At 38.5% G+C, this 17329-nt stretch carries 20 protein-coding genes; all 20 read right to left on the bottom strand.

Annotated elements, in window-relative coordinates:
- Positions 1 to 32: 32 nt before the first annotated feature.
- Positions 33 to 872 (bottom strand): flagellar hook-basal body protein, encoded by an 840-nt coding sequence (locus B2R82_RS11650; RefSeq protein ID WP_286925010.1) that lies wholly within the window; start codon positions 870 to 872, stop codon positions 33 to 35.
- A gap of 24 nt (positions 873 to 896) precedes the next feature.
- On the bottom strand, positions 897 to 1730 hold the full coding sequence (locus B2R82_RS11645; protein ID WP_286925009.1) for a flagellar hook-basal body protein: 834 nt from the start codon (positions 1728 to 1730) through the stop codon (positions 897 to 899).
- Between the two features lie 21 nt (positions 1731 to 1751).
- Complete coding sequence (locus B2R82_RS11640; RefSeq protein ID WP_286925008.1) at positions 1752 to 2747, bottom strand: rod shape-determining protein; 996 nt, start codon at positions 2745 to 2747, stop codon at positions 1752 to 1754.
- Position 2748: 1 nt separating this feature from the next.
- Positions 2749 to 2895, bottom strand: a complete 147-nt coding sequence (locus B2R82_RS11635) for a hypothetical protein (RefSeq protein ID WP_286925007.1) — start codon at positions 2893 to 2895, stop codon at positions 2749 to 2751.
- Between the two features lie 222 nt (positions 2896 to 3117).
- Entirely contained in the window at positions 3118 to 3378 is a 261-nt protein-coding gene (locus B2R82_RS11630; protein WP_010858004.1) for a sporulation transcriptional regulator SpoIIID, read from the bottom strand.
- A 214-nt stretch (positions 3379 to 3592) separates the two neighbouring features.
- Positions 3593 to 4258, bottom strand: a complete 666-nt coding sequence (locus tag B2R82_RS11625; protein WP_286925006.1) for a M23 family metallopeptidase — start codon at positions 4256 to 4258, stop codon at positions 3593 to 3595.
- Between the two features lie 37 nt (positions 4259 to 4295).
- On the bottom strand, positions 4296 to 5231 hold the full coding sequence (gene spoIID, locus B2R82_RS11620) for a stage II sporulation protein D (RefSeq protein WP_286925005.1): 936 nt from the start codon (positions 5229 to 5231) through the stop codon (positions 4296 to 4298).
- 177 nt (positions 5232 to 5408) lie between these two features.
- Entirely contained in the window at positions 5409 to 6722 is a 1314-nt protein-coding gene (murA, locus tag B2R82_RS11615) for a UDP-N-acetylglucosamine 1-carboxyvinyltransferase (RefSeq protein ID WP_286925004.1), read from the bottom strand.
- 628 nt (positions 6723 to 7350) lie between these two features.
- Positions 7351 to 7590 (bottom strand): DUF1146 family protein, encoded by a 240-nt coding sequence (locus tag B2R82_RS11610; protein ID WP_286925003.1) that lies wholly within the window; start codon positions 7588 to 7590, stop codon positions 7351 to 7353.
- Positions 7591 to 7694: 104 nt separating this feature from the next.
- On the bottom strand, positions 7695 to 8102 hold the full coding sequence (locus tag B2R82_RS11605) for a F0F1 ATP synthase subunit epsilon (RefSeq protein ID WP_286925002.1): 408 nt from the start codon (positions 8100 to 8102) through the stop codon (positions 7695 to 7697).
- Between the two features lie 24 nt (positions 8103 to 8126).
- Positions 8127 to 9542: a F0F1 ATP synthase subunit beta gene (atpD, locus tag B2R82_RS11600; protein ID WP_054770241.1), complete on the bottom strand. Its 1416-nt coding sequence runs from the start codon at positions 9540 to 9542 to the stop codon at positions 8127 to 8129.
- A 48-nt stretch (positions 9543 to 9590) separates the two neighbouring features.
- Positions 9591 to 10448 (bottom strand): ATP synthase F1 subunit gamma, encoded by an 858-nt coding sequence (atpG, locus tag B2R82_RS11595; protein WP_286925001.1) that lies wholly within the window; start codon positions 10446 to 10448, stop codon positions 9591 to 9593.
- A 47-nt stretch (positions 10449 to 10495) separates the two neighbouring features.
- Complete coding sequence (atpA, locus tag B2R82_RS11590; protein ID WP_283870733.1) at positions 10496 to 12004, bottom strand: F0F1 ATP synthase subunit alpha; 1509 nt, start codon at positions 12002 to 12004, stop codon at positions 10496 to 10498.
- Positions 12005 to 12032: 28 nt separating this feature from the next.
- Positions 12033 to 12569, bottom strand: a complete 537-nt coding sequence (locus B2R82_RS11585) for a F0F1 ATP synthase subunit delta (protein WP_286925000.1) — start codon at positions 12567 to 12569, stop codon at positions 12033 to 12035.
- Positions 12566 to 13090, bottom strand: a complete 525-nt coding sequence (gene atpF, locus B2R82_RS11580; RefSeq protein WP_054770242.1) for a F0F1 ATP synthase subunit B — start codon at positions 13088 to 13090, stop codon at positions 12566 to 12568. Before atpF ends, B2R82_RS11585 begins: the two co-directional genes overlap by 4 nt.
- Positions 13091 to 13260: 170 nt before the next feature.
- Positions 13261 to 13485 (bottom strand): F0F1 ATP synthase subunit C, encoded by a 225-nt coding sequence (atpE, locus tag B2R82_RS11575; RefSeq protein WP_132360362.1) that lies wholly within the window; start codon positions 13483 to 13485, stop codon positions 13261 to 13263.
- Between the two features lie 63 nt (positions 13486 to 13548).
- On the bottom strand, positions 13549 to 14271 hold the full coding sequence (gene atpB / locus B2R82_RS11570) for a F0F1 ATP synthase subunit A (protein ID WP_286924999.1): 723 nt from the start codon (positions 14269 to 14271) through the stop codon (positions 13549 to 13551).
- A 37-nt stretch (positions 14272 to 14308) separates the two neighbouring features.
- Positions 14309 to 14680, bottom strand: coding sequence for an ATP synthase subunit I (locus tag B2R82_RS11565; protein WP_283870730.1), 372 nt, complete (start codon positions 14678 to 14680; stop codon positions 14309 to 14311).
- Positions 14681 to 15217: 537 nt separating this feature from the next.
- Positions 15218 to 16339 (bottom strand): non-hydrolyzing UDP-N-acetylglucosamine 2-epimerase, encoded by a 1122-nt coding sequence (gene wecB / locus B2R82_RS11560; RefSeq protein WP_286924998.1) that lies wholly within the window; start codon positions 16337 to 16339, stop codon positions 15218 to 15220.
- A 245-nt stretch (positions 16340 to 16584) separates the two neighbouring features.
- Complete coding sequence (gene upp, locus B2R82_RS11555) at positions 16585 to 17214, bottom strand: uracil phosphoribosyltransferase (protein WP_008180557.1); 630 nt, start codon at positions 17212 to 17214, stop codon at positions 16585 to 16587.
- Between the last annotated feature and the right edge of the window lie 115 nt (positions 17215 to 17329).

Genomic DNA, 17329 nt, shown 5'->3' with positions numbered 1-17329 from the left:
TTCATTCCTACTAAACAGTAATCATGGATTTACTAGCGAATGCCATTAATAAGCCCAAGCATTTGATCTGCTAATGTTACAGCTCTTGCATTGAATTGATAAGAGCGCTGTGTTTGAATTAAATCCGTCATTTCCTTTGAAAGATTTACATTCGACATTTCTAGCGTACCACTTTGCATGCCAATCAGCTGGCGATTTGCACCTTGTAATTCGGTAACGACCTCAGCTTGCGTATATCCCAGTTGAGCGAGATTATCTGGCAATCCAACATACTGGCCTGAAATGTGCTCCATTAGCTGTGGCTTTTGAAATTCTGTCACGGCTAAATCTGTACGGATAATATCTCCATTTGGATAGGAAGCCTCTAAGACGCCTCCATTACGTACAGCAAAGTTTTTTACATTATCCGGTAATGTAATAGCTTGTCCTGTAGCATTAGCTAATGGATATCCATCTGCATTCACAACCATTACTGTTCCATTATTTAATGGTGATAAATAAAAGTCACCCTGACGAGTATACACTGTTTTTGTACCATTTTCACCATCTGGCATTAAAATATTGAAATATTGTTTTGCTTTATTGAAAGCTAAATCTAAATCTCGGTTTGTTGTTTGTAATGAGCCTTGCTTTTCATTTGATTGTATTTGTCCAAGCATTGCACCCGAACCGTATCGAATACCTAGCGGAGATAGACGCTCTGCACGATCTTGCTTGTCATTATTAAACTGCTGATAAAGAAGCTCGTTGAAAGAAGCCTCTTTTGTCTTATAGCCATGTGTGTTGCTATTAGCAATGTTATTACTAATCGTATCTAATTTATTTTGTAATTGTCCCATTGTATTTGTTGCAGTAATCATTGTACGTAGCATTCTCTAACGCCTCCAGTTCGCATATTATACTTTTCCGATTTCATTGACAGCCTTTTCCATGCTTCGATCATAAGCCTGTAGCACCTTTTGATTGGCTTCAAATGCGCGATAAGCTGTCATTAAATCTGTCATCGTGCGACCAGAATCTACGTTTGAACGCTCAAGATAATTTTGACGAAGTGAAAATGCGACACCGTTAGCACCATAAGCAGTAGGCAAGTTTTCTCCATTCTCTGTTCGAACTAAGCCATTATCTTGTTTACGTAGCATGTTCGGATTAGCCGCAAATGATACGCCAACACGTGCTACTTGCTGCTCATTGACGTAAATCGCTCCGGTCTCATCTAGACGAAAATCATCATTTGGAAGCTGGATGCGTTGGCCAGTATCTGATAAAACATACAGTCCCTGTGCATTGACTAAATTGCCTTGACCATCCAACGTAAAATTCCCATTTCGTGTATATGCCTCTCCACCATCTGGATGTGCTAAACGGAAGAAAATAGACCCGGTGATGCCCTCTTCATTTTGCGGTAAGTATCCATCGATCAAGGCCATATCTGTTGAAAAATCTGTATTATAGATTTGACCCTGTATGTAGTTTGGCAATGTTTCTTGCATATAAATCCCAGTATTTAATGCTCCCACTTGACTCATATATTGAGAGCCCATTTGTTGCTTGGCAGTTGCATTCGTATTTCCGACACTTGACATTAGCATGTCTGGGAATGAACGAATTGTTGATTGATCCGCTTTAAATCCTGGTGTATTCGCATTTGATAAATTATTTGTTAATAATTCTGTTCGTCTTTGTTGTGCAATCATACCCGTTGCAACTGTATAGAACCCTTTAAACAAAGGAATCACCTCATTTTATTTTTATAAGGATGCAGGCACTCGATCAATATTTTCAAGCATAATGCCTGTACCAATTGCTACACAATCCATTGGTTGCTCTGCAATGAAAACAGGTACCTTTAACTCTTCAATTAAGAGCTGGTCCATACCATGTAGTAATGCACCACCGCCAGTAATAATAACTCCACGATCAATTATATCAGCTGATAGCTCTGGTGGCGTTTTTTCTAGAACATTTTTTGCAGATTGAACAATCATAGCTACTGATTCATGTAAAGCACGTTCAATTTCCTCTGATTGAATCGTTATTGTGCGTGGGAGACCTGTCACCATGTCACGACCACGGATATCCATGGAATCATTTCTACCGCCCTTAAATACGGTACCAATTGTCATTTTTATTGCTTCAGCAGTACGTTCACCAATTAGTAATTTATATTCTTTTTTAATATATTGTAATATATCATTATCAAAAACGTCACCTGCAACTTTAATGGATTCACTTGTTACGATATCTCCCATTGAAAGAACTGCTATATCTGTTGTTCCACCACCAATATCCACTACCATATTGCCACTCGGTTGAAAAATATCCATTCCTGCACCAATAGCAGCGACTTTTGGCTCTTCCTCTAAATATACTTTTTTACCACCAGATTTTTCTGCTGCCTCACGGATAGCTTTTTGCTCGACACTAGTAATATTAGTTGGACAACAAATTAAAATACGTGGTTTCGTTAAGAATCCCTTTAAGTTTAATTTATTGATAAAATGTCTTAGCATCGCTTCAGTAACATCAAAGTCTGCAATAACACCATCGCGTAATGGTCGAATTGCAGTAATGTTACCTGGCGTGCGCCCTACCATTTGGCGGGCTTCTTCCCCTACTGCTAATACTTTATTTGTTTTTTTATCAATCGCCACTACAGATGGTTCATTTAAAACAATTCCTTTACCTTTAACGTGGATTAATACATTTGCAGTTCCTAAGTCAATGCCAATATCTTTCGAAAACATTCTATAATTTCTCCTTCCCGCCAGTTCCCACTACATAACGTTCATTTTTATCCCGCATAAACGGACAGTAGACTCCCACTTCCAGACGTAAGTCAAGTAAATCATATAATTGGGAAATCAACTGCCCGTAATAGTTCGGTTCGTTCACCTAAGAATCAGTGTGAGATGAGGATAATCCACACTGATTGAAGCTTCACTTTATCTCTTTATCTAGAATATTTTATCATACACTATTGGTAATTTCACCTAAATTTAGTGAATGTGGCTGTTTTCTTTAAATTATATGAACAATTCTAGAAAACAATAATACGTTTAAAATAATCTTTTAATGGTTCCATCTCCTTCTTTTTAACCACAAAAAAAGAACGAATCATTCTTGACTCGCTCTTTCTTTCCACTTGTTTTTTGTTGCCTCTCCTCCGCGAATATGACGTACGGCCTTATGGTAGGCGAGAATTTCCTTCACCTGCTCTGCTAATCCTTCATGAATTGTTGGCAATCGCTCTGTTAAGTCTTTGTGCACCGTACTTTTTGAATAACCTGTCATTTTCGCGAGGACACGCACAGTCTCACGCGTCTCAATCAATAATTCACCGAGGCGTATGCAGCGCTTCCGAATGTGCTCGTGCACGTTCTTCGTCCTTTCCACACAATTTCACAAAATGGCTTTGGCATCAGATGCACGTATGCGCATTTCTTCACCTTATGTAAGGACAAAGCTATTCAGAACACGTTTTACACTTTCTCGATAAATTGCTGATGATTTGTGCTGCATCAATTGACAGTAAGTTTTCATATATCATAAATATCTTTAACTGTCATTGTGGCAGCTGATTTTTCCTATTTTAAAAGGCTAGTGATTTTTTCGGATTCACATATTTTCCGTTTTCAAGTACTTCGAAATGTAAGTGAACGCCTGCTGCTTGATTCCACTCATTGTCAGTCGCTTTTCCTAATACCTGACCCTGTGTAACTTCATCGCCTTCTTTTACAGCAATATCTTTTACTGAGCTATAATGTGTTTGCTTACCATCTGCATGCTCAATAACAATTTTATTGCCTGTAAATGCATCTAGCTTTACTTCTAGTACTTTACCACTTAGAGCAGCTAGTACTTCGAATTCTTCACCATTCATAGCAAGAGAAATACCAGATGACGTTGTAAATGTTTGATTAAATACCATTAGTGCATTTTCACGTGCCTCTGCATTTGCCTCTACTTCGTAAAATTCTTGTAAAACTTGTACTTTACTAAGATTTGCTTCTTTGAATGGGTACTTCATTGTTTCTGCACGAGCATTTGTTTCAACTACAGGACCTGGATCTACTTCTGCCAAATCTGGTAATGGAGCCTCTTCTACCTTTGATACGAGACTATTGTAACCAAATAACATACCTGCTAGCATAAGTGCACCACCAGCATAAACTGCTGGCCAAAACCAAGGTTTCTTCTGTAATTGACCTTTTTCATTTTGTTTTTGAGAAGTTTTACTATTTTTATCCTCTCTCATTTTCATCACCTCTAGTTGCAGTGTGAACAACTAGAAGTTATTTTAAACATGCATCTATCTTTTTTATCTCAATATCCTGATAATAATAGTGTAAAATTTCGTCAGCAGTTTTTCCTTCACTTGCCATTGCCTCAGCTCCATATTGACTCATCCCTACGCCATGACCATATCCTTTCGTACTTACTTGTATTTTTCCTGTATTAGTATCATAGGAAATATTAAAATCAGTAGATGGTATTTGCAAAAGTGTTCGAACCTCTCGTCCTGACCATACATTTTTACCTAGCTGTAAACGTTCAACTCGTCCTGAATCATTAAAAAAATACTGGATGCGAGAGAAATCACTTACCTGCCATTTATCAGGCCAGATTGTATTCCACTCTGCTAATGTCCATTCCTTGACCGCAGAGTATTTTGGAGAGGATTGATCAGACATACTTGCTACGCTTTGCAAATATGGAAGATCATTACCACTATAACCATAGGCACTTTCCGTTTTACCGTTACTGGTAGAATGGAACATAGCTGTGATTAATTGATTATTATAAAGAAGAACTTGTCCTTTCGTTTCATTAATCGCCTCGACAATTTTCTTTTCATTTCCTGGGAAATTGCTAGTCCAATTCGCTTTTCTTTGCTCTTTGTTATAAAAGACTTGTCTAGCAACTGTGGGAGCAATTGCTTCTCTACCGTAATTTGTCGATTTTAATGCATAAGTTCTTGCTGCAATGGCCTGTGCCTTTAACGCCTCTTTTTTAAATGAAACAGGCATTTCAGCAGCTACTACACCCGTAACATATGTTTCTAAAGGGATTTTCTCCTGTTGTCCCTCCACTTCTATAAATATTTCACAAGCATTGTCTGTGGTTTGGACTGATTCCTCAGTTGCACGTCTTTCACTAAATGCCACAGGAAGTACATATAATGACCCAATCAAACAAATGATACCAACACTCATTATCCATTTTTTCATAAGGAATAATATGCTAGAATTCTTCTAAATATGTGAACCTTAGCAAAACAATATTGAGTAGGTTATTGAGAATTACTATTTTTAAGTACATAATGAGCTATTTTGTCTTCCAAATGGCTTCCTGATCCTTCAATAAAAAAACCCTATGCTTATAGTCATAGGGTATCAATCAACTATTTAGTTTGTTGGTAATTCCATTGTAGATTTCTCTTTCATTACAACATCTTCAACTGGTACACGTTCGATATGAGCACCAAGTGCAGCCAATTTCTCATGGAAATCTACATAACCACGATCTAAGTGATGAAGTTTTGTCACACGTGTCACGCCTTCAGATACAAGGCCAGCTAAAATAAGAGCAGCTGCAGCTCGTAAATCTGTTGCCATGACCTCAGCACCTTGAAGATTTACAGGTCCCTCAATAAAGACAGAGCGCCCTTCGATTTTAGCACCCGCATTCATGCGACGGAACTCCTCAACATGCATAAAACGATTTTCAAAGACAGTTTCCGTAATAATACTCGTACCTTCAGCAGTTAGCATTAAAGCCATCATCTGTGATTGCATGTCTGTAGGGAATCCTGGATGTGGCATTGTTTTTATATCCACAGCCTTTAATTTATCGGGAACTCGTACACGTATGCCTTCATCTAATTCGATAATTTCAACGCCCATTTCACGCATTTTAGCAATTAATGCTGTCATATGCTCAGGGACTGCGTTTTCAATCGTCACATCCCCTTTGGTAATGGCTGCTGCAACCATAAATGTGCCAGCTTCAATACGATCAGGAATAATATGATGCTCTGTTCCATATAATGTTTCGACACCTTCAATACGGATGGTATTGGTACCTGCGCCGATAACGCGACCACCCATACTGTTAATAAAGTTTGCCAGATCTACAATTTCAGGCTCTTTCGCTGCATTTTCAATTACAGTTGTTCCCTGTGCCAATGATGCAGCTGTCATAATATTTTCTGTAGCACCAACACTAGGGAAGTCCAAATACACATTTGCTCCTTTTAAACGGCCATTTACTTTTGCCTCTACATATCCGTGACCAAATGATATTTTCGCACCCATTGCTTCAAAGCCCTTTAAATGCAATTCGATTGGGCGAGAACCAATTGCACAGCCTCCTGGCAAAGCAACCCGAGCATAGCCATTGCGAGCAAGTAAGGAACCCATTACTAAAATAGATGCACGCATTTTACTTACATATTCAAATTGGGCCTCACTGGAAAGTTCTTTTGTTGCATCTATATATACTGCGTTGTCTTCTGGTATATATGTAACTGCTGCATTTAAACTTTTAAGTACTTCATTTATTGTAAAGACATCTGCTAAGTTAGGGACTTCCTTAATTACATTTTCTCCTTCAGAAGCAAGTAAAGCCGCCGCTAGGATTGGTAACACTGCATTTTTTGCGCCCTCTACACGTACTTTTCCTTGTAGCTTTTGGCCACCAGTCACTATTATTTTTTCCACCCTATGTCCCTCCGAATTTAATCTATTAAGCTATTAAAATTTTATTTTAAAAAAGAAGTATAATGTCATAATCAGTAAACAAACAACTCTATAGTACAACTTTTCTAACGCTCATTCAAGCATCAAAATCACTATTTTAAGCCATTCATTAATATTTTGCTATTTATTTATTGTACGCATGAAATTTTATTTTGTGAATGACCAATAACATAGAACGAAAGCGTTATTTTCTAATACATACCCAAAGATTTATGAACAAAAAACAACATCTATTAAAATTAATAATCCATATTTTTTACATATTTCAAAGGACCACATAAGTGAAACTACAATCAGTAGAGGTTTTACTTAATCCCCTTGAATGCTGTAGATTAACACGAGCTCAGTACTCTCATCCTGCAAGAAACGCTTGTGTGACCAACATCGTGTTGGCCTCAATAGGGCTTTTACAGGCTATTGATCCCCAACTTCACTTAAATCTTGAGATGGGATCTACCTGACAAAGCTTTCTGTATAGAAAAATTACTGCCGATTTTATGCAGGGATTACATTTTTATTATAAAGCCCTGTGAAATATGTATATTCATTTTCTTCATTTTAGGTTAGTAATAAGGGGCTATATAATATATTAAAATAAATAAGGGAGCTTACCTGACCAATTTGACACTTGGAGGAAAAAATTCGAAACAGTTGTTCCAATCGCAATACTCAATAATATATAGATCAACTGAATTTGAAATACTTTATTTTTCTTGAATATTTTCTCAAGCATAAAGGCTTGTAGTGCATAAAAAGTAATAGCGACAAAAAAAATATGAGATAAAATACCTAACAAAGCTTCTTGTCCTATCGATTCATATAATTCCATTGTAATCCCTCCATATTCATTAAGCGTCATTTATCTCACTTGCTCAAAACACTGAATAATGTTAAAAAACGGGCAGATGTTGAATCTGCCCGTTAAAATTTGAATTAGATATTACCCTCATGAACGTTGATACGATTCAACGCACGTTTTAATGCTAGGTCAGCACGTTTGAAATCAATGTTGTCTTGTTTACTTTGAAGACGTCCTTCAGCACGTTTAACGGCTTCTTTTGCACGTTGAACATCGATGTTTTCAGCAACTTCAGCAGAAGGAGCTAAAATTGAAATCTTTTCTGGACGAACTTCAATGAAACCACCGCTTACAGCTACAATTTCAGTAGAACCGTTTTCTTTTTTAAGCTTCACAGCACCAATTGCTAGTGGAGCAACCATAGGAATATGGCCAGCAAGAACACCGATTTCTCCAGAAGTTGTTTTAGCGATTACCATTGATACTTCAGAATCGTATACTGGGCCGTCGGGAGTGACAATATTGACTTGAACTGTCTTCATATTTTTTCCTCCTCGTCCCTAGTATTAAACCTCTACGCCCATGCTTTTCGCTTTTTCAACTACTTCATCAATAGAACCAACTAGACGGAAAGCATCTTCTGGTAGGTGATCCCATTTGCCATCAAGGATTTCCTTGAATGAGCGAACAGTTTCTTTAACAGGTACATAAGAACCTTTTTGACCAGTAAATTGTTCCGCAACGTGGAAGTTTTGAGATAAGAAGAATTGAATACGACGAGCACGTTCTACTGTTTGTTTATCTTCATCAGATAATTCATCCATACCTAAGATAGCAATGATATCTTGTAATTCACGGTAACGTTGGATTGTACGTTGTACGCCAGTAGCTACAGCGTAATGCTCAGCACCAACGATTTCAGGTGATAATGCACGAGAAGTCGAAGCTAGTGGGTCAACCGCTGGGTAGATACCCATTTCAGATAATTTACGCTCAAGGTTAGTAGTTGCATCTAAGTGGGCGAAAGTTGTTGCTGGAGCCGGGTCAGTATAGTCATCGGCTGGTACGTAAATCGCTTGGATAGAAGTTACAGATCCTTTGTTCGTAGATGTGATACGTTCTTGTAATTTACCCATTTCAGTTGCAAGTGTTGGTTGGTAACCTACCGCAGAAGGCATACGACCTAACAGGGCAGAAACCTCAGAACCTGCTTGTGTGAAACGGAAGATGTTGTCGATGAATAAAAGTACGTCTTGGCCTTGTTCATCACGGAAGTATTCTGCCATTGTAAGACCAGTTAACGCTACACGCATACGTGCACCAGGTGGTTCGTTCATTTGACCGAATACCATCGCTGTTTGCTTAATAACACCTGAATCGCTCATCTCGAAGAATAAGTCGTTCCCTTCACGAGTACGCTCACCTACACCAGCGAATACAGAGATACCTGAGTGCTCTTGTGCGATGTTATTAATTAATTCTTGGATTAATACTGTTTTACCAACACCGGCACCACCGAACAGACCGATTTTACCACCTTTGATATATGGTGCAAGTAAGTCTACTACTTTAATACCTGTTTCAAGAATTTCAACTGAAGTTGAAAGATTCTCGAAAGATGGTGCTTCACGGTGAATTGAATCACGACGTGCATCTGCTGGAATCTCTTCACCTAAGTCAATTACTTCTCCAAGTACGTTGAATACACGACCTAGCGTAACTTCACCAACTGGTACTGAGATTGCTTTTCCTGAGTCTGTAACTTCTGCTCCACGTTGTAAGCCATCAGTAGATGACATCGCAATTGTACGAACAGAATCATCACCTAAATGAAGCGCAACTTCTAATGCAAGAATTGTTGGTTCTTCATTAGGACGTTCAATCTTAACTGATAATGCGTTATAGATTGCTGGTAATTGACCATTGCTGAATTTTACATCAACAACTGGACCCATTACTTGAATAACATGTCCTTTATTCATTACTGTGTACCCTCCTATCGTATTCTTATACGACATTGGGAAGCTGGCCTATTCTAAGGCTGCAGCTCCACCAACGATTTCTGTAATTTCTTGTGTAATCGCCGCTTGACGTGCACGGTTGTATTGCAATGATAGATCTGAAATAAGATCAGATGCGTTATCTGTTGCATTTTTCATAGCCGTCATACGAGAAGCATGTTCACTTGCTTTTCCATCTAATAATGCCCCGTACACTAAGCTTTCCGCATATTGTGGCAGTAATACTTCAAGAATTGCTTCGCCCGATGGCTCAAATTCATATGAGGCATTACCGCTTGCAGGTGCAATATCTGTTAATGGAAGAAGTTTTTTCTCCGTCACTTCGCTGGCAATAGCGCTGACAAAGTGATTGTAGTACATATAAAGTTCATCATATGTACCATCAATGAACATACCAACAGCATTACGAGCGATTTCTTTAATATCAGCAAAGGTTGGCTGGTCTGGAAGACCGACAACATCGCTGATAACATTATGATCACGTTTCACAAAGTAGTCACGAACAACACGTCCAACAGCTAAAATAACGTACTCGTCTTTTGATCTATGACGTTCGTTAATTGTACGCTGTACTTGACGCAGAATACTTGAGTTGTAAGCACCTGCAAGTCCACGGTCAGAACCAATGACTAAGTAAGCTGTTTTCTTAACAGGACGAGCAGTTAACATTGGATGTCCACTGTCTTTTGTCCCGGAAGCAATCGCGCCAACTACATCCTGGATTTTTTCCATGTAAGGAACGTAAGCTTTAGCGTTTTGCTCTGCACGACGTAACTTTGAAGAAGAAACCATCTGCATCGCTTTCGTAATTTGCTTCGTGCTCTTTGTAGAAGTAATACGACCTTTTATTTCGCGTAAGTTTACCACTGGTATTTCACCACCTTTTGTTTTTTAATCAAGTGACTAGCTCGAACTTATTCTGATTTAGCGAAAGTTTTTTTGAACTCAGTTAAAGCTGCTACGTAATCCGCATCAGGAGCAAGTTCTTTTGTAGTACGAACATGATCTAAAACGTTTGTGTGGTTTGTATCTAACCAGCTTAAGAATTCAGATTCAAAACGAACGATATCTTGTACTGGAATATCATCTAAATGACCTTTAGTTAATGCATAAAGGATCGCCACTTGTTTTTCAACTTTAAGTGGTTTGTTAAGGTCTTGTTTAAGAACTTCAACCGTACGTTTACCACGCTCAAGTTTAGCAAGTGTTGCTTTATCTAAATCTGAACCGAATTGAGCGAATGATTCAAGCTCACGGAATGCTGCTAAGTCAAGACGTAGCGTACCAGCAACTTTTTTCATCGCTTTAATTTGAGCAGATCCACCTACACGTGATACTGAAAGACCAGCGTTAATCGCAGGACGTACACCTGAGTTGAATAAGTCAGATTGTAAGAAAATTTGTCCATCAGTGATTGAGATTACGTTTGTTGGGATGTATGCAGAAATATCCCCAGCTTGTGTCTCAACGAATGGAAGAGCTGTAATCGAACCATTTTTATATGTTTCATTTAACTTCGCAGCACGTTCAAGTAAGCGGCTGTGTAAGTAGAAAACGTCACCAGGGTAAGCTTCACGACCTGGAGGACGACGTAGAAGAAGTGAAAGTTCACGGTAAGCTGATGCTTGTTTTGAAAGATCATCATACACGATTAACACGTGTTTACCTTGTAACATGAATTCTTCTGCCATAGATACACCAGCTAATGGTGCTAGGAAAAGTAATGGAGCTGGTTGAGAAGCAGAAGCTGTCACAACGATTGTATAATCTAAAGCACCATTTTTACGAAGCGTTTCTACTACACCACGTACAGTAGATTCTTTTTGACCGATTGCTACATAGATACAAATCATGTTTTGGTCATTTTGGTTAAGAATTGTATCGATAGCTACTGATGTTTTACCAGTTTGACGGTCACCAATGATTAACTCACGTTGACCACGACCGATTGGTACTAATGCGTCAATCGCTTTAATACCAGTTTGTAGTGGTTCGTGTACTGATTTACGAGCCATTACACCGAAAGCAGGACTTTCGATTGGACGAGATTTTGTAGTGTTGATAGGACCTTGTCCATCCACTGGTTGACCAAGTGGGTTTACAACACGGCCAATTAGTTCTTCACCAACTGGTACTTCCATGATACGACCTGTACGACGAACTTCATCGCCTTCTTTGATGTCAGTGTATGGACCTAAGATTACGATACCAACGTTACCTTCTTCTAGGTTTTGAGCCATACCCATAACACCGTTAGAGAACTCTAAAAGCTCTCCAGCCATGGCGTTGTCGAGGCCATGAGCAAGAGCAATACCGTCACCAATACGGATAACTGTACCAACTTCGCTTACTTTAAGTTCAGATTCATAATTCTCAATCTGTTGTTTAATCAGACTGCTGATTTCTTCAGCCTTGATGCCCATGTATGTCACCTCTCACATTTCTAAATTATTAACCGATTAATTCACGTTTTAAGCGCTCAAGTTTGTTTGCTACTGAGCTATCATAAATATGATTACCGATTTGAACACGAATTCCACCAAGAAGTGATGGATCAATTTCGTTTGTAATGTTTAATGATTGTTTACCAACAAGTTTCGCGAATACTGCAGAAATTTTTGCGCTTTCTTCAGCAGAAAGTTCACGAGTAGAGAATACCGTTGCATCTGCTGTACCTTGTGCTTGTGCAGCTAGCTCAGCATATTCTTTTGCAATTAGCTTGATTTCGTTTACACGCTTTTTCTCAACAAGTAATTGAATTGTGTGTAATACCTCTGGTGTTGAACCAGCAAAGATGTCTGCTAGCATTTGTTTTTTACGTTCGATAGAGAACTTAGGAGCATTTAAAAGTGTTAAAAAATCAGGAGATTCTTTGACAACCTTTGTAAGCTCGTTTAAGTCTGCCCCAACTTCAGCAAGAATGTTTTTTTGTTGCGCTAATTCAAATAGTGCTTGAGCATAACGTTTTGCTACAGTTGAATTACTCATTGAGCTTCCCCTGCCTTCGCAATCGTCTCTTCAATTAGAGCACGGTTGTCTGCCTCAGAAATCTCTTTGCTAAGGACTTTAGATGCTGCAAGTACAGATAATGAAACGACTTCATCACGTACAGCTGCAATAGCTTTTTCTTTTTCAGACTCAATTTCACGTAAAGCCGATTCTTTTAAGCGGTTCGCTTCATTGCGTGCTGCAGTAAGAATTTCTTCTTTTTGTAGTTCGCCTTGCTTCTTAGCGCTTTCAACAATCGATTGTGCTTCCGTACGAGCTTCCTTAAGAAGGCTCTTTTGTTCTTCTAAATATTGGTGCGAATCTTTACGCGCTTTTTCAGCTGCTTCGATTTCACTAGCTACTAATTCTTCACGTTGTTGCATGATGCCCATAAGAGGACCCCAAGCGAACTTTTTCAGTAAAAACATTAATAATAAGAAGATAACCAATGTTGAGATGATGTCACCATTGTTAAATCCTTCACCAGCGCTGGCACCTAGTACAAGATAATCTAAAAACACGATTGTTTCACTCCCTTCAAGAGCTTTGACTTCAACATTATTTAATAACTTGAAAAACTACCTATTTTAAAAAGCTATATTTTCACATAGCTTTTATCAGTTCCAAAATGAAGGGCGAAGTTTCATCTGGAGATTCCTGCTTCGCCACTAGAATTCAGTATACAACTGAATTATTTGTTCATTACGATGAATGCGATTACTACTGCGATGATTGGTAGGGCTTCAACTAATGCTACCCCGATGAACATTGTAGTTTGAAGAACGCCACGTGCTTCTGGTTGACGAGCGATACCTTCTACTGTTTTTGAAACGATAAGACCGTTACCGATACCTGCACCAAGTGCACCTAAACCGATTGCGATTGCTGCTGCTAATAAACCTAATGAACCTGTCATTTGAAAATTTCCTCCTTGGAATTGTTTGTTTTTGTGGTTTAAGCATAGGATATATGCTTTATATTAATGGTCATCGCTCACTTTATGAGCAATGTAAACCATTGTTAACATTGTGAAGATAAAGGCTTGGATAAAGCCGATGAAAATTGAGAAACCTTGCCATGCCATCATAGGAACAATTGCTCCAATGAAGCCCATAGGACCTGTTATTGCTAAACCAGCAAGTAAGCCAAGTAAAATCTCACCAGCATAAATGTTACCGTAAAGACGTAGACCAAGAGTTAGCGTATTGGAAAACTCCTCCACAAGCTTTAATGGGAGCATGAATGCCATTGGTTTGAAGTATGACCCAACATAATGGCCTGTACCCTTCATTTTAATACCATAGTAGTGCGTCATTAATAAAATCATTGTCGCAAGAGTCATTGTTACTGTTGGGTCAGCTGTTGGAGATTTCCACCATAGCTTATCATTATAAATGATAGAGAATGGAAGACCTAGTAAGTTGGATACTGCGATAAACATAATAAGTGTGATACCTAAAATATGGAATCGCCCACCAGTTTTCCAGTCCATGTTGCTTTTGATGATATTCTTTACGAAATCCATAATCCATTCCATAAAGTTTTGCATCCCAGTTGGCTTTAGTTTTAAACTTCTAGTTGAAATGAACGCAATTAGAAATACGATAATTGCTGCAACTAGTAACATCATCACTGTAGATAAGTTAAATGTTAATGTTGTAAAACCTAAATCTACAGGGTATAACGGAGCTTCGTGATTCATTGTTATTTTTTCACCTCTCTTTCTAATTTTAAGCACATTAGCGGTTCCTTACATGTGACACAATTCTCTCGACAAAGAGAAAAACGTACGGAATCATTAGCCCTATGACCGTGCTAATTAAGTGAAAATAGTTTGGCAACGAGATGGCTATAGCGACTGCCGCCACACCTGATGCAAAGCGAAGCGCTGTACCAAGTGAGCCTATTTTCTTCCCTTCACTAATGGACCTGTCAAACTTCTCCATACGGCGAACTAAAATCCAAAAATTATACGTACCAAAGAATGCACCGATTGCGATGCCCGCAAAAACCGTTTGATAAGGCGTAAAGCCCCAACCTAGTGCGCAGAGTGCGAGCAAAAAAAATAACGCTCTCTTCTGCATAGCAAAAATGTGATGCAAATCTAGCATTGGTTGTAATCTCCTGAATCATTTTTTCGAGTATTGAAAACGTTTGCTGACCACCATGTGAAATCAGAAAAGAGCAGTGAAAAACACTACTCACAGCGGAATAGTAACGGGAGAGTCATTTCAATTACAGGTGTAAATCCCTAAAAAATGCCTTACACCCCTTACCTACTTCGGTAAAAAACCGAAACGCACAAAACGTTGCAAATCGACAGCTTTTATTTTGAACTGTCAATTTAGTAGAAACTTGATATAACAAGTGTTTCAACGCCTTTCAACGAATAGAAACCCTTATCATTCTTACCCTTTGTAAGCATACAATAGGAGGTATTTGAAGTCAATTAGTAAAGGAGAAAAACTTCACAGCCACTATACTCTTGTCAAATTGTTGACAAATTTGTGTATGAAATTTCATAGATTCAAAATTTATTTTTAGAATTATGCAAAAAAAAGCTAATTTACGACAGGATTTCGCTCGTAAATTAGCCTACCCATCAAACTAGGTAAAATAGACTCATTTTTATTCATTAAAATAGTATATTATTTGCTTTTATGCAAAAAATCTAAGAGAGCTTTTACAATTCGCTCAGAGGCATGTCCATCACCGTAAGGATTTGATGCTTTTGCCATGGTTTCATAGGCATTTGTATCTTCTAATAATTCCTTTGCAAGAGAGTAGATTGTTTCTTCTTCTGTCCCTGCTAGCTTTAAAGTGCCCGCCGCAATTCCTTCTGGACGCTCTGTAGTATCTCTTAGCACAAGAACTGGTTTCCCTAATGAAGGCGCCTCCTCCTGAATACCACCTGAATCTGTAAGTATCATATAAGAGTTAGCCGCGAAATTATGGAAATCGAATACTTCAAGCGGCTCAATTAAATGCACGCGCTTATGATCCCCTAAAATGTTATTAGCAATTTCACGTACGGCTGGGTTCATATGCACCGGATACACAACTTGTACATCTTCGTGCTCGGATAAGATTCTCGTAATTGCACGGAACATATGACGCATTGGTTCACCCAGATTTTCACGACGATGCGCTGTTAATAAAATCATGCGATCCTTACCAATTTTCTCTAATACAGGGTGTGTATACTGTTCACTGACGGTCGTAGCTAATGCATCAATTGCTGTATTACCTGTGACAAAAATAGTTTCTAATTTTTTATTTTCATCTAATAGATTTTTCTTTGATACTTCAGTCGGTGCAAAATGAAGATCAGCCATGACTCCTGTTAATTGTCGATTCATTTCCTCTGGATAAGGTGAATACTTATTCCACGTACGTAGCCCTGCCTCCACATGACCAATTGCAATTTGGTTATAGAATGCTGCAAGACTTGCAACAAAAGTAGTCGTTGTATCGCCATGTACTAAAACAATATCTGGCTTAGCCTCTTTCATGACTTGATCTAAACCATGTAATGCATTCGTTGTCACGTCGATTAATGTTTGACGATCCTTCATAATATTTAAGTCGTAGTCAGGTACGATTTTAAATGTTTCTAAAACTTGATCTAGCATTTGGCGATGTTGAGCAGTTACAGTCACAATCGATTCTATTTGCTCAGGATGTTTTTGTAATTCTAATACAAGAGGAGCCATCTTAATTGCCTCTGGTCTTGTACCAAAAATCGTCATTACTTTCCATTTTTTCGTCAAAACGATTTGCACCGTCCTTTATTTTATTGTATGAAAAGTGTTTTTCCCCGTTGAAATGCATTTGTCTTCATTCAGCAAATGATGGAGTGGACTTGGTTACTTTTCCGTGGGTGTCCAAACACCTACTGAAATAGCGGAACTTCAAGTGGGAGCCACCTAAACATACGATGAAACGTCCTTCAATATTGAAGGACGCTTTGAAGTTTTATAAGTTGCCTAAAAAAGTCATACACTAGAGATCTACCTTATTTCGTACCGAATAGGCGATCCCCTGCATCTCCTAAACCTGGCACAATATAGCCATGGTCATTTAATTTTTCGTCAAGAGCAGCAATATAAATATCCACATCTGAATGTTCTTCTTGAATTGCTTTTACACCCTCTGGCGCAGCGATTAAACACATAAATTTAATATTTTTCGCTCCACGTTTTTTCAGGGAGTTAATAGCCTCCACTGCTGAACCACCAGTTGCAAGCATTGGATCTACAATGATGAAATCACGTTCCTCAACATCTGCTGGAAGCTTTGCGTAATATTCAACTGGCTTTAATGTTTCTGGGTCACGATATAGACCGATATGACCTACTTTTGCCGCTGGAATTAGCTTTAATACACCATCTACCATCCCAATTCCTGCACGTAAAATTGGGACAATCGCAAGTTTTTTTCCAGAAAGAACTTTTGTTTTCGCTATAGTGACAGGTGTTTCAATTTCGATTTCTTCCACTGGCATATCACGAGTAATTTCAAATGCCATAAGAGTAGCTACCTCATCAACTAGCTCACGAAATTCTTTTGTTCCCGTATTCTTATCACGAATATAAGTTAACTTGTGTTGGATTAGTGGATGATCAAATACATATACTTTGCTCAAAGGAATTCTCTCCTAACCGTTCGGATTTCATTTTTATCTCACCTAGTATAACAGAAAAAAGGAGTCGTCTCAAAATTAAATTTGGGACAACTCCATTTCTAAAATGTTACCTAAG

The organism is Lysinibacillus sp. UBA6686, from assembly GCF_002455205.1.
GTDB classification, from domain to species: Bacteria; Bacillota; Bacilli; order Bacillales_A; family Planococcaceae; genus Lysinibacillus; species Lysinibacillus pakistanensis.
This window is presented reverse-complemented; position numbering and strand designations above follow the sequence as displayed.

Bases quoted from the DNA above. Each gene is read 5' to 3' on its own strand.
- B2R82_RS11650 (WP_286925010.1), bottom strand. From the start codon at position 872: ATGCTACGTACAATGATTACTGCAACAAATACAATGGGACAATTACAA.
- B2R82_RS11640 (WP_286925008.1), bottom strand. From the start codon at position 2,747: ATGTTTTCGAAAGATATTGGCATTGACTTAGGAACTGCAAATGTATTA.
- B2R82_RS11625 (WP_286925006.1), bottom strand. From the start codon at position 4,258: ATGAGAGAGGATAAAAATAGTAAAACTTCTCAAAAACAAAATGAAAAA.
- spoIID (WP_286925005.1), bottom strand. From the start codon at position 5,231: ATGAAAAAATGGATAATGAGTGTTGGTATCATTTGTTTGATTGGGTCA.
- B2R82_RS11610 (WP_286925003.1), bottom strand. From the start codon at position 7,590: ATGGAATTATATGAATCGATAGGACAAGAAGCTTTGTTAGGTATTTTA.
- B2R82_RS11605 (WP_286925002.1), bottom strand. From the start codon at position 8,102: ATGAAGACAGTTCAAGTCAATATTGTCACTCCCGACGGCCCAGTATAC.
- atpD (WP_054770241.1), bottom strand. From the start codon at position 9,542: ATGAATAAAGGACATGTTATTCAAGTAATGGGTCCAGTTGTTGATGTA.
- atpA (WP_283870733.1), bottom strand. From the start codon at position 12,004: ATGGGCATCAAGGCTGAAGAAATCAGCAGTCTGATTAAACAACAGATT.
- B2R82_RS11585 (WP_286925000.1), bottom strand. From the start codon at position 12,569: ATGAGTAATTCAACTGTAGCAAAACGTTATGCTCAAGCACTATTTGAA.
- atpE (WP_132360362.1), bottom strand. From the start codon at position 13,485: ATGACAGGTTCATTAGGTTTATTAGCAGCAGCAATCGCAATCGGTTTA.
- atpB (WP_286924999.1), bottom strand. From the start codon at position 14,271: ATGAATCACGAAGCTCCGTTATACCCTGTAGATTTAGGTTTTACAACA.
- B2R82_RS11565 (WP_283870730.1), bottom strand. From the start codon at position 14,680: ATGCTAGATTTGCATCACATTTTTGCTATGCAGAAGAGAGCGTTATTT.